The organism is Anaerosporobacter mobilis DSM 15930, assembly GCF_900142955.1.
Classification (GTDB): Bacteria; Bacillota; Clostridia; order Lachnospirales; family Lachnospiraceae; genus Anaerosporobacter; species Anaerosporobacter mobilis.
This window is the reverse complement of sequence record NZ_FRCP01000009.1, coordinates 80981-94605: the sequence shown is the minus strand read 5'-3', so window position 1 is coordinate 94605 and position 13625 is coordinate 80981. Positions and strand designations below refer to the sequence as shown.

General features: G+C 35.5%; 12 protein-coding genes and 1 riboswitch. Of the genes, 3 read left to right on the top strand and 9 right to left on the bottom strand.

Annotated features, from left to right (window positions below; genetic code table 11):
- Window positions 1–2: 2 nt before the first annotated feature.
- From BUB90_RS08700 to BUB90_RS08675, 7 genes are all read right to left on the bottom strand, one after another.
- Window positions 3–1838, bottom strand: a complete 1836-nt coding sequence (locus BUB90_RS08700; RefSeq protein ID WP_073286160.1) for a leucine-rich repeat domain-containing protein — start codon at window positions 1836–1838, stop codon at window positions 3–5.
- 58 nt (window positions 1839–1896) lie between these two features.
- A complete protein-coding gene (locus BUB90_RS08695) occupies window positions 1897–2499 on the bottom strand; it encodes a hypothetical protein (protein WP_073286157.1) in 603 nt (200 codons plus the stop codon).
- 34 nt (window positions 2500–2533) lie between these two features.
- Complete coding sequence (locus tag BUB90_RS08690) at window positions 2534–2890, bottom strand: MmcQ/YjbR family DNA-binding protein (protein WP_073286154.1); 357 nt, start codon at window positions 2888–2890, stop codon at window positions 2534–2536.
- Window positions 2891–3090: 200 nt separating this feature from the next.
- A complete protein-coding gene (locus BUB90_RS08685) occupies window positions 3091–3690 on the bottom strand; it encodes a C39 family peptidase (protein WP_073286151.1) in 600 nt (199 codons plus the stop codon).
- A gap of 267 nt (window positions 3691–3957) precedes the next feature.
- Complete coding sequence (locus tag BUB90_RS08680) at window positions 3958–4308, bottom strand: hypothetical protein (protein ID WP_073286147.1); 351 nt, start codon at window positions 4306–4308, stop codon at window positions 3958–3960.
- 74 nt (window positions 4309–4382) lie between these two features.
- Window positions 4383–4544 carry a hypothetical protein gene (locus tag BUB90_RS23480; protein ID WP_170865463.1) on the bottom strand — a complete coding sequence of 54 codons (162 nt, stop codon included), beginning with the start codon at window positions 4542–4544 and terminating at the stop codon, window positions 4383–4385.
- Between the two features lie 409 nt (window positions 4545–4953).
- On the bottom strand, window positions 4954–5895 hold the full coding sequence (locus BUB90_RS08675) for a helix-turn-helix transcriptional regulator (protein ID WP_073286144.1): 942 nt from the start codon (window positions 5893–5895) through the stop codon (window positions 4954–4956).
- Window positions 5896–6000: 105 nt separating this feature from the next.
- On the opposite strand from BUB90_RS08675, the gene BUB90_RS08670 reads away from it, so the two are divergent.
- On the top strand, window positions 6001–6615 hold the full coding sequence (locus tag BUB90_RS08670) for a peptidase E (protein ID WP_073286141.1): 615 nt from the start codon (window positions 6001–6003) through the stop codon (window positions 6613–6615).
- Window positions 6616–6758: 143 nt separating this feature from the next.
- Here the strand turns inward: BUB90_RS08670 and ilvD are convergent, their stop codons facing one another.
- Together ilvD and BUB90_RS08660 are read right to left on the bottom strand one after the other, a co-directional pair.
- Window positions 6759–8483, bottom strand: a complete 1725-nt coding sequence (gene ilvD / locus BUB90_RS08665; RefSeq protein WP_073286138.1) for a dihydroxy-acid dehydratase — start codon at window positions 8481–8483, stop codon at window positions 6759–6761.
- Window positions 8484–8673: 190 nt separating this feature from the next.
- Complete coding sequence (locus BUB90_RS08660; protein ID WP_242952512.1) at window positions 8674–9909, bottom strand: cation diffusion facilitator family transporter; 1236 nt, start codon at window positions 9907–9909, stop codon at window positions 8674–8676.
- Between the two features lie 97 nt (window positions 9910–10006).
- A riboswitch (NiCo riboswitch) is annotated at window positions 10007–10092 on the bottom strand.
- Window positions 10093–10339: 247 nt separating this feature from the next.
- On the opposite strand from BUB90_RS08660, the gene BUB90_RS08655 reads away from it, so the two are divergent.
- Together BUB90_RS08655 and BUB90_RS08650 are read left to right on the top strand one after the other, a co-directional pair.
- A complete protein-coding gene (locus BUB90_RS08655; RefSeq protein WP_073286134.1) occupies window positions 10340–11101 on the top strand; it encodes an ABC transporter ATP-binding protein in 762 nt (253 codons plus the stop codon).
- A 13-nt stretch (window positions 11102–11114) separates the two neighbouring features.
- Window positions 11115–13622 carry an ABC transporter permease gene (locus BUB90_RS08650; RefSeq protein ID WP_073286131.1) on the top strand — a complete coding sequence of 836 codons (2508 nt, stop codon included), beginning with the start codon at window positions 11115–11117 and terminating at the stop codon, window positions 13620–13622.
- Window positions 13623–13625 lie beyond the last annotated feature (3 nt).

The following is a 13625-nucleotide window of genomic DNA, read 5'->3' as shown; positions in this document are numbered from 1 at the left end:
AATTATTGCTCTACTTGACCATCATTTACGGTTTTCTCACCGCCTGTCAGGTAGCAGGGTATCATATGTGTGAATGAATATCTATCTGCATAGGACCCCCACGAGCAATAGATTGTCACATTATAACAGTCACTAAATGCGAAATCATCTATATACGTTATGCTGTCAGGGATATATATGCTCTCTAAGCTACTACAATTATAAAAGGAAAAACTATTAATACTTTGTGCACCTTCTTCGATAATTACTTTTGTTAAACTTGTACAGTCAGCAAATGCATACTCTCCAATACTAATAACGTTCTTTGGTATCGTTACAGTTTTTAAGTTAACGCAATATCTAAAAACTGCATTACTTATCTTTGTAACACTGTTTGGAATTATCACACTTGTCAATTTCTTGCATTCATAAAAGGCTCCACTGCTGATGCTTTTAACGTTGTTTGGGATGGTGACAGCACCGCCCTTACCTTTATAATGCATTAATATATTATCACCAACTACAACAAAATCGCCCGAATATTTCTCTAACCATGCAGTATTGTCAAAGGCACCGCCACCTATATAGGTAACGCTTTTTGGAATAGTTACACTCTTTAAATTCAAACAGTTAGCAAACGCGTAATCTCCAATGGTAGTTACGCTGCTTGGGATTTTTACACTTTTTATATCCCAATTATAGCCAAAAGCCTCCTCATAAATGGTTTTTACTCCTTTGGGTATGGATACGGTACTTTTCTTACCACTATATTGCATCAAGATATTATCACCTGCAATAACAAATTCATCTTTATTGTTGTATAACCATGGTACACCATAAAACGATTTATAACCGATATAGGTAACGCTCTTTGGAATTGTTATTTTTTCTAATTTATAACAATACATAAAGGCCATAGCTCCAATACTTGTAACACTATTTGGTATAGTTACACTTGTTAAATTATCGCAATCACTAAAAGCCATATCTTCAACGGTGGTTATCCCCTTTGGTATTACTACCTTCTTCAAACCGCTACCATCAAATGCCTGACTTCCAATTCTTTTAAGTCCATTTGGAAGATTAATACTTGTCAAACTACTGCACCCCGCAAACGCAAGATCACCAATACATATAACGCCATTTGGAATGTTTACACTTTTTAGATTGCTACACGCAAGAAAAGCATCCTCTTCAATGATTTTAACACTATCTGGTATGGTTACTGTTTTCAAACTAGTGCAACCTTTGAACATATTGCTGCCTATATTAACGGCATTCTTTGAAATCTTAACGTCTTTTAACTTTTCGCAATCGATAAAGGCACATTCGCCAATATTCGTAACACTATCTGGCATTATTACACTTTTCAAACTATTTAAATCTGAGAATGCATAAGCAGCGATATGTTTCATCCCATCTGGAATCGTTACTGTTCCACCTTTTCCGTTATATTTCACTAAAATATTACCATTCGCCACGGTGAAATCACTCGAGATTTCTTTAATCAATGGGGTATTTTCAAAAGCATAAAGTCCAATGCTTAAAACACTGTCCGGGATATTTACACTTGTTAGATTGGTACAGCCTGAAAATGCACCTTGACGGATTAGTGTAACGCTATCTGGTATTATTATAGTAGTCAATTCTGTGTGTTTGCTAAATGCATAGATATCAATACTTGTTACTCCATCTGGTATAACTGCAGTACTGCTTGTACCATAATAATATTTTAGAATTCCATCTTCAATAAAATAATCATCATTTTCTTCCGCTTTAACGGAAAGTGTAGGTAAGATAACCAACATAGCCAAGAAAAAGATATTGACTAGAACTTTTTTTACATTTAATGATTTCATTGTTTTCCCCCTCATTATACCATTCGCATATCAATATAATTGTCTAACTAACTACATTTTAAATACCCGAATATAAAATCATTCCTCCTTTATTCGTATATCCCGTATCCCATAGATTATCGAAATCAAGCCACTGATACGATCCATAGGTAACAGCTTTTACCATCATAACATCTTCGTATTCCTCATACCCTGTCAACAAAAACCAATGCCATACATAGTCTTTTAATGCAGAATCCTTATGCTTAAGCATCAAAAATGGAATTACCATTCCTGCGTCAATTTGTTCCCGCACCTTTTGTTTTGCCACTGTTGTTTTATTCGAACCCGAGAAACCTTCCATACTAATTGAATGATTCCCACAGTCTCGCAGATACTGTCCAAAACCCTCCACATAAATCTCAAGTCGGTCAATTCCTTTCAAGCGTGGCTTCAAATAAGGTTTCATCTTCTGTGAAAATCGAATGTAATCCTGTTTATTCAAATCTAATATATCCATAGGGCAAATTCCTTTTGCATTCTTGTGTAATGCAAAATAGATACTGCTATCACAAGCTGCTAATGCTGCACAGCCTCCAAAATGCATCATTGGATCACGAAGCCAATTCTGATTGCCTCCATACTTAGCTCCAATCTCAAAATAAGTTAATTCTTTTCTCATAGTCTTTTATCCCCTTGTATTCTTATAAATAAGTTCAGCTATGTTTAGATAACTTTTTTTGTTTTCCTTTTGTCAGCGCATAACTTTCTTCAATCATTTTTTCTATTTCATTATCAGGTACTGTACCATCTAATATGATGGAATTCCAATGTTCTTTATTCATATGAAACGCTGGTACTACTGAAGTAAATGCACTTCTTAGAAAGTCTCTCCATTCAGGATCACATTTTACATTAATCCATATATGACCGTCTTTTTCAAATATCCAAGCAAATGCTTTCTTATTTTCTTGATGTCTCATCACAGTCCAATTAGAATCATGAAATGGATAATCCTCATACACGTTTTCTAACTTAATGCAAAAATCGATTGTGTCTTTCCTCTCCCTCATCTAATCACCTCTTTAGCTAAAAATGTTTTCAGAACGTTCACATAATTTTCACTAACATTCCATAGTTACTACACATTTGAATGATATTATTAATTCATCGAAGGAAGCCTATTACCTTTTAATATAGATAAATTTTTCATAAACCTCCCCCCTCTTACTTAGGAGCCATATTGGCTCCTAATTTTATGTTATTCTTATAATTATTTTAATCCAATTGTTATATACATATTTTTTCTAAATATACCTGTTTCCCACATGTTTTCAAAATCCCTGTTGCTAATCATTCGATTATAATGCTCGTTCTCTGCGTTTGTCATGTATTGTAACGATTCTGCCGCATAAAGATTATTCTCGTCATAGCCCACAATCGGAAGATAGTGATAATAATTTTCTCCCGGTGAAACACGTACAAATACGATTACAGGTGTACCTTTACTGATTTCGTTCTTCAGCTGCAACATAGTACCATTGCAAAGATTTACGGAGTATCCCTTTGTCTTAAGAAACTCAATTAAATTCTCGGGTGCAACCGTTCCATCATTGTTCTTATTGGTAATATCATTGTATAACTCTAGACCATCAGCATTTTCACCCAGACTTCTAAGAACATAAGCGGAGGAATAACCTGAACATTCATAATGTGGTTGATAATCAAAGTAATTCTCTGATTCTATCATATATTGCTTAGGTGTGCTTACCAATATGTACAAGTTAAATGAAAGAAAGATAACTAAAACCGCAACAACTATAATAAGCAAAAGCAATACAATTTTTTTCTTTACACCTATTTTCTTTTTCATACCATTTCTCCTTATTTATAATATGTAAGTAACTATCTTTCGTATTGCATTTTAAGTTATCGTGTATGTGTATGTGAACTTTATCGTACCTTTGGTATCCACTCTTTTTGGATATATTATACTACCTTTTACTGGTAATTTCTACTTGTTATTTGCCTTTATGATTTTCTTCAAAGTATTACACACTGTTGAAATCACTATAGCAAAAGAAGTGTGACACCTGTATGTCACACCTCTTCTTATTGTAGCAATATTTTTACGTTACTATTATTCAACACTTTTAAAGATTTCTATAGCTTCCTCCGAATTTGTTTCTAATAGGAATTTTCCGTTTTGCAACCATTCAGATAGCAAATCGTTTTCTTTTTTAGCATTATCTAAATCTTTTTCTGACTTATACTGATATATCTTAACCGCTGAATTACCAATATAAAACATTACGCCGTCTTCTGCATTAATTAATGAATATATAGGTTTGTCAATTTCAAACTCGTATCCCTGATCTTCAAATGCTTTTACAAAACCATCTAGTGTACGGCTATCTGTCTTTTCAGTTTTACCGCAACCTACTAATGTCGTTATCAATACTAACATTAATAAAAGTATATGTTTTTTCATATAATAGTACCTCCCGCTCTTTTTTGGTATAGTATACCACATGTTATTGAGCGAAAGCAAATTTTAACTTAAGGTTATTGTGATATCTTTTTAGTTCTTTCTGAATCAGTTCCTATATTCTTATGTCTCTTTTCAACTTTACCAACCCCAATCTTTTTTTCGGGTTGCAAGATACTCCCTTTGGACTTCTTCTCTTCTATTAATTTTTTCATTTTTTCAATATCTTTCATTGACATTTTGTATTCCTCCATTCAATTACCAAATCATTTATTTACATCTACCTCAACGACAAACATACCGCCTCCACCTACATACAGTGAGCCATTATACATCTGAGTATCCGCTGTGTCTAATCAGAACAATCCTTTCATATAGTATTCCTTTACTATCAAAACGATTCTAAAAAACACAAAAAATTATATCATAATTATACGAAACACACAAGGATATGTATTTTTTGAGCATTTACTCAAATTTTTTTGATATATTACGTCTATACTATAGTAGGATGAGGTAAAAATCAATGCCTTTTTCTACATTTTTCTATAATTTTTAACCTTTTACTACCTTTTTTCACAAATATGCTATTGCTTTATAAACATAAATAATATATATAAGAGGCAGCCTGTGTATCAAAAATCTGTTCTATATTTCAGAAAAATAATTTTTAAGAATACTGACCTTTTCAATAATCAAATTTTTGAGTGTTATTGGTTTTATGGATAGTATGTTTTCACCGTAATACATAAAGTAATTTGTAATAAAGGTTTCTTCTCCCATGTTATAAAAACCGCGAATAAAATATTGACCGTTTTCACAGAGCAGTTGCATTGACGGATAGTGTTCTTTATGAAATAAGTCAATACCATTTTTTGATATTTCAACTTCAAAATCAATAGCTCCATGCTTTTTGTACAATACATCGGAAGGCTTCATAAATTCGGAAAATGGTTTAGAATAATATTGATTGTTTTCTCCAATTCCTAAAACTTTATCACAACGGAATACTTGAGTACTGTCTGTTTCAAAGTTATATCCCGTAGCATACCATTGTCCATATGCTGATGAAATGTTGAAAAATTGAATATGATACTTTGTATCAACCTCATTTTTTCGATAGGTTACATCACAGACTTTTTCCTCAATGGAATACTGCAAGATATCACTTAAAAATTGGCATGGATTAGCATGCTGAACAGAAGCTAGACTGAATACTTTTTCTACTCTGTGGAGCATTTCTACTTTTTCTTGGGATAAGCAACTTTCAAATTTTCCCTTTAGTTTTTCTATATTTAAATGAAAGGGAGTGGTTTCATAGGCACGTAATGTAATCATTGAAAAATATAAAGCAAAAACTTCATCAATATTAAAAACAATAGGGGATAAAAGTCTATTACGAAGTATTCCGTAATAGCCATTCCTTCCATGTTGAGAATATATGGGCATACCTATTTTTTCTAGAGCATCTACGTCTCTTAGTGCCGTACTTTTTGATATTTCATACTTATCCATTATATCTCTCAAATTGAATGAATTTTTTCCATTTAGAAATAACATCATATCATTTAATCTTTCTGATTTATTCATAGGTTATCCTTTTCTTTACGTTAATCGCCACAAAAGGTATCGCTAAATGATAACTTTTATATTATACTGTAACTAAAGAAATTAGAAAAGGAGAAGAAGCAAGATATGAAAAAATTATTTTTAGCCTCATCATTCATAGATGTAGCCAATTTATTAGAAGGTTTTGAAGAAAACTTGAATGGTAAGACTGTAACTTTTATACCTACTGCAAGCGTAGTGGAAGAGTTTGTTTTTTATGTAGAGGCAGGGAAAAAAGCTCTTGAGAAATTAGGGCTATGTGTTGATATTTTGGAAATAACTACCGCCACGTCTGACGAAATAAGTGCCAAATTAAAAGGTAATGATTTTATCTATGTGGCAGGTGGCAATACCTTTTTCCTGTTGCAAGAGCTAAGAAGGACGGGAGCAGATAAAATTATTATTGAGGAAGTAAATGCCGGTAAAGTATATATCGGGGAGTCCGCAGGGTCTATAGTTACATCGAAAAATATTGAATATATAAAAGATATGGATAGCATTAAAAAAGCTCCGGACTTGGTGAACTATGATGCTTTAGGTTTAATAGAGTTTTATACAGTACCACACTATACCAATACGCCTTTCAAGAAAATTGCACAGAAGATAGTAGATAGCTATTCCTCTACTTTGAATTTATTGCCCTTCAGTAATAACGAAGCAATCCTGGTTGAGAATGACGATGTATGCGTCGAAAGGAACTAACAGGAACAATTGTTTCACTATGAAATAGTAGCAATGAATAAAGACAGTATCAGTAGTAATTAAAACCGTTGTCAAACGGCAAAATATATCTGCACATACAGATAGCTTAAAGGCGGTTTTGAAATCAATCAAAACCGCCTCTTTTATTTCATGTAACCACCTTTCATCGGGGATACCGCATGCTCTGCAAATATTTTCAAAACACCGGAGGCATATCTTGCTTCCTTTGGTTTCCAGTGTGCTTTACGTTGCTTTAATACTTCTTCCATTTCCTTTTCTGTCTTATGCTCCCCATTAACACCAACAATTTCCAGTCTTCTATTCTCCACGTCAATCTCTATCAGATCATTTTCTTCCACCAAAGCAATAGGCCCACCTTCCGCCGCCTCGGGAGAACAATGTCCGATTACCGGTCCTTTGGAGGCTCCTGAAAATCTACCATCTGTAATCAATGCAATGCTTTTTCCCAATTGTTCATCCGAAGAAATTGCCTCAGAGGTATAAAACATTTCCGGCATTCCGCTTCCTTTTGGACCTTCATATCGGATAAATACAGCATCCCCTGGCTTTATCACATGCCTTAGTATTGCTTCTATCGCAGCCTCCTCGCAGTCAAAGGGCTTTGCTTTCAAAGTGGCTTTTTGCATCTCTTTCGGGCAGGCACTGTGCTTAATCACTGCTCCATCCGGCGCCAGATTCCCTTTTAAAATTGCTACTGTGCCATTCTCTCCAATGGGATTCTGAAAGGTTCTGATAACATCCGTTCTTTTTAAACCGGTTTTAATCATATATTCATCGCATTTCTCATAGAACCCGCAATTTTTTAAGTCCTCCAGATTTTCTCCCAGAGTCTTGCCGGTTACTGTCATGGCTTCCAGATGAAGCATACTCTTTATCTCTTCCATGACACGGGGAACCCCGCCAGCGTAATAGAAATATTGTGCCGGCCACTTTCCAGACGGTCTGATATCTAACAAATAATGGGCTCCTTTATGTATCCTGTCAAACATATCACCATCCACATCAAGATTAAATTCGTGGGCTATGGCAGGAATATGCATCAGCGTATTCGTAGAGCCAGAAATTGCGGCATGTACCAGAATTGCATTTTCAAAGGATTGCATCGTTATAATATCTCTGGCCGTTATCTGTTCCTTTGCCAGCCTTACGGATAACTCACCTGCTTTTATAGTCACCTCTTGTAAATCAGGACACATCGCTGGCATCAAAGCACTGCCGGGAATCATCAGTCCCAGCGCTTCGGCCATGATTTGCATCGTAGCGGCTGTTCCCATAAAAGAGCAGGCCCCGCAGGAGGGGCAGGCATGCTGCTTATAAAATGTCAGTTGCTCGTCAGTGATTTCCCCCCTCTGGCACATTGCACTGTACTTTCCTATCTGTTCCAGTGTTAGCAGTTCTTTCCCATAGGCGTCCATGACACCGCCTGTCACCATAACCGCCGGAAGATTTGTTCTTCCGATTGCCATCAAATGCGCAGGTACCGCCTTATCACAGCTTGCTATAAAAACACCGGCATCAAAGGTGGTTGCATTGCTGTGAATCTCAATTAAATTGCAGATGGTATCTCTGGATACCAGTGAATAGTTAATTCCATCATGCCCCTGTGCCATACCGTCACAGATATCGGTGGCATAATAACGTGCTCCTTTTCCTCCTGCTTCTGTAATTCCCTCTACAACACCTTCCACAAGTTTGTTCAAATGAGCGCTTCCCGGGTGACTGTCTCCATAGGTACTCTCTACCAAAATCTGAGGTTTTTCCAAATCTTCAAGCGTCCAGCCCATCCCTAACCGCAATGGGTCCATTTCCGGTGCCAATTTTCTGACTTTCTGACTTCTATATTCCATAGTAGATGCCTCCTTTTCTATCCTATCGAAACCTTCTCTGGTTCTCCTCAATTATATCCCATTATATACTTCTTACTATTACTAATCAAACATTTATACAAATTTCTATAGCAAAACGCACCCATCTCTGAGTGCGTTCCAACTATTACATATTCAATTTTACTTCACTATATAAACAGAAATGTATCTGTTATTTAAAGGCTACAGGATCAAAGGTGATAACCGTATAATATGTGCCTTCTCCTAAATCATTAAGCGCCTTCTCCAAGGCAGACTTGATGGTATTCTCTTGTCCTCGCAGTTCTGCCGGAAATGTAATGTCAAAAATTAAATTCGTGTGTTCCGTACCAGGAACCATCCGAAAATCATGAATAGACATTCGTTCATCCTTAACTTTCAAAATTGCTGTCACCAAATGGTACAGACGTTCTAATTCCGGATTATTGGTGACCACAGGATCATAGTGGATTACCAAATGAACACCATGGTTTTTGAGACATTCCCTCTCCATATCATCGATTAAATCATGACAAACTAGAGGATTTTCATCCTTGTCCATCTCCACATGGATGCTAGCAAATCGTTTACCAGGACCATAGTCATGAACCATTAAATCATGACAGCCAAGAACCTTAGGGCAAGAACTAATATAATCTGTAATCAGCTCCTGCAACTCCGGGTTTGCACCCTCACCTAATAACGGTGAGATGGTTTCTTTAGCAAGGTCAATACCACTATAAAGTATGAACAAAGCAACAGCCAAACCCATAAAGCCATCAATCTGCCAAGTGGTAAAGTACTCCACTACTGCTGCCGTCAGAACAGCACTCGTAGTAATTACATCATTTCGACTGTCTGCGGCCGTAGCTATCAAAGTGGTAGAATGAATCATCTTACCCATTTTACTATTAAAGAGGAAAAGCCAAATCTTTACCAGAATGGAACCAAACAGCACACAAGCGGTTAAAAACGAAAACTCAACAGCAGTAGGATTCAGTATTTTACCCACAGAACTCTTCGCCAACTCAAAACCAATAACAATGATCATTACTGCTACTGCAAGGCCTGACAAATACTCATACCTAGCATGACCATAAGGGTGATCTGCATCGGCAGGTCTCTCCGCCAGCTTGAATCCAATTAGAGTGACAATTGAACTTGCCGCATCAGATAAGTTATTCAGCGCATCAGCAGTAATTGACACGGATCCTGACAGGAATCCCACAACAAATTTACCTCCGGCAAGTAACAGATTACAGACAATTCCCACCAAACCAGACAGTTTGCCGACAGCTGATCGCATTTGGGATTTTTGAATATCACGGCTGTTTTTTAACATAAGACGCAGAATATAATTCGTAATACCATCTTTCTCCAATGAACTATTGTCTATTTGTTGGTCTAAATTTTGATTGTTTTGCTTCATTGATAGTTGCCTCCGTTTTACAAAAGAAACTCTATACCTCATACATATATGATTAATTTATATAATAAGAAAAACACCCATAGAACAATTAGTAAACTACTGTCCCACAGATGTTGTATTTATCTGTTGCCATATGATGGCCCGGCTCTCTGGAATTCCCATCGCCTGTTCAGTTTGTACTGTATTTTATATGCAGTGCAAAGAGTATTGTAATTATATTATTATATCATCATGTATATGTCAACAGTAACTTCAAATTTGTGCTAGCATTACTATACAATATTAACTAAGGAGTGTACGTAATCAAATTCTTAGCGTCATGGAAAAAAAATAATTAAGGATTTGACAAGGATTTGTTTAATTATCGGAAAAGACTATCGATATCTTCCTGTGTTATATTGGTAACAGAAAAAAAAGAAAGGATTAACAAATGAATAAATCAATTTTACAAGCAAAGCAATTATGTAAAACATTTTCGTCAGATGGACAACAACAGCACATCCTTACTAACTTAGATATTGATATTTATGAAGGTGATTTTACCATCATAATGGGAAGCTCTGGTTCAGGTAAAACCACTCTTTTATATGCCTTGTCCGGAATGGACAAACCTACTTTAGGTAAAATTATCTTTCGAGGTACCCAGATTCAGGATCTTAACAGTGATGAACTTGCTGGCTTCAGAAAAAAACATTGTGGCTTTGTATTTCAAAGCATCTATCTTCTGGAAAATATGAGTATCATGGATAATGTTCTAACTGCCGGATATCTTGTAAGCAATAACAAACCTGAAATAATCAAGCGTGCAAAAGAGCTATTTCTACAGGTCGGATTAAGAGAAGAAATATGGCGCAAATTTCCCAGCCAATTATCCGGAGGTGAAAAACAACGTGCTGCTCTTATTCGTTCCTTAATTAATAAGCCTGCCATCCTATTTGCAGATGAACCTACCGGAGCACTTAATTCCTCTTCCGGTAAAGATGTCCTGGATATTCTCACCAAAATAAACCAGAACGGTCAGAGTATTGTTATGGTGACTCATGATATAAAAGCAGCTATCAGAGCCAATCGTATCATTTACATAATGGATGGAAAGATATGCGGAGAACTTCATCTAGATAAATATATGGAGACAAATCTAGATGATCGTATAAAAAAGATCAGGGACTTTCTTCGCGAAAATAATTGGTAAAGGAGACATTTTAATGATTTCATTTCGTTTGGCGCTTACAAATATAAAGCGAAAGCATAGTGGCGCCTTTTCATTCGCCATTATTGTGATGATTGCAGTTTGTTTTTTTAATATGATTATATCTACTGGAGAAGTTAATAAATCTTTTGAATCTCAAAGCAAAAAATTAAACGGAACGGATTACTATATCCTTTTTGCACCTAACATGTATTATGATGATTTTGCTACCTTTTTGGAATCAAAGGAACATGTTACCGGTGTTAATGCAGAAGATGTCATTACATTTTCCGGTGAATACTACACACCCGATACGAATCCAAGCACCACCTCCATGTTCATTCAGAACATAAATACAGAACGTTCAATTTCTAAAATTGACATAATAAATCCTCAAGAGAATAAAAGCGGTATTTATTTACCCATTGCTTTTCAGGCATTAGGGTATAAGATTGGATCCTCTTTTATATTAAAGGATTCCACTGAACAGGAATACACATATGAAATACTAGGTTTTTGTAATGTATCGGAGTTTGGAGCGGTCAGTAATCTCTCGCAGGTAAGAATTGTTGCAACTACTGATGTTTTTCATGAATTATCCTCCAATTATGGTACCAAAACTTTGCTAAACTTCACCGTGGATGATTACAAAGCAATCCATTATATCGAATCTCAGTTCACTGACTATTCTTCCGCTTATACCAGTAATACCCAGTGCATCGAACAGGCATCTGGTCGTGCCGATTTTACCACAGCATTTACCTTATTTGCATCTATTATATCAAGCATTATTATTGCATTTTCAGTAGTAATTTTTATAGTTGCTCTAATTATGGCAATTTATAGAATCAAATCCGGTATAGATGAAAACCTTACAGCAATTGGCACGCTAAAAGTATTGGGCTATACAAGCAAACAAATTGCCTCAAGTTATGTCTTCGAATACATAATAATCAGTTTTATTAGCAGTATATTAGGCACCATATTATCCTATGCTAGTGCACCGTTATATCATAAGATACTCATCTTAATTACTGGTGTATTAATAAAAGGCACTGTCCACATAGGTATAGACATTATCATAACCTTAATTATTACATTATTAATTGCTATAACTGCTTATCTTTCCACCTTAAAAGTAAAAAAAATGCATGTTGCCGTGATACTCCGAGGAGGACTTTTATCCCACAACATTAAAAAAAATACAGTGGAGTTGGAGCACGCGAAAGGTTCCATTAACCAGATTCTCTGTTTAAAACATTTGCTTATGTATAAAAGGCAGAATATATCTACCTGTATAATCCTTACTATTATAAGCTTCACCCTGTGCTTTGGATTAATACTATTTGAAGGGTTCGGAATCAAAGACACTTTTATCAAGAACGTACTCGACAGTGAACTAACAGAAGGTAATGTTACCTTAGATACTCATGCAGACATAGAACAAATCTCTAATATCATCAGTAGTAATAAAAATGTACATAAAATCATTAGGATTGGATTTGAAGGCGTAACAGTTAATAATACCTCTTGCAATGCACGAATACTTGATAATTTTGAAAATCTCGAAACGATTAGTCTTGCAGAAGGAAGTTTTCCTATCAATGATAATGAAATAGCTGTTTCTATTCATGTAGCAAGCTTGTTACACAAGGATATCGGCGATGTTATAACCGTAAATTCAATTGGTGTCAAAGCAGACTATATCATCACGGGTATTACCTCTTCAACTATGTCTTACAATACCTATTTTAGCGAAGATGGCTATAAACGCATCTATGCCGCATATGCTCCCAGCACCATATGTGCCTATCTTGATAAAGGTTACACCTATGAGCAGTTTGCCGATTTTATATTTAGCAAGTTTGGATATACCCAGAGTGAATTATTATCCGGTAAGATATCCTACGACACCGATGATAAATATTCGGCAATGAAACATTTAATTGATTCAAAAATGATTAAACTAAAACAAAATTTTAATATTGACAGTATGGAGTATGCGCTGAATATTGATGGCAATACAGTCTTAAGCAGTGGTACTTCTACCTATCCCATCAAAGAAGTGTATTCAACCGCTTCTCTGCTGGCAGGTTATCTTAATATTTTTAAACTAGCCTTTGGACTACTGGCAATTTTCATTCTAATAATTACACTAATTATTATTACCGTTGTACTTTCTATTATGGTGAAACAAACAGTGAACACGAAAAAGCTAGAGTTTGGAATTCTAAAATCATTAGGATTTACTACCAAGGATTTAAGAAAGCAACTTACCTTCAGCCTTCTACCATCTGTTATTGCTGGTGCTTTCTTAGGTTCCGTTATTGCTTACCAAACAACCTTACCTTTTATCAGTAAGATGATATCTCTAATCGGGTGGTCCGGCATACGATATGAGTTACCTTCTGTCATTACATTAATATCTGCTGCCATGACCGTAACCGTATTTACTTATATTGTTTCCTATTTACTTACTTCAAAAATCAAGCGAATCTCTACCTATGAACTAATAGAAAATTAAAAG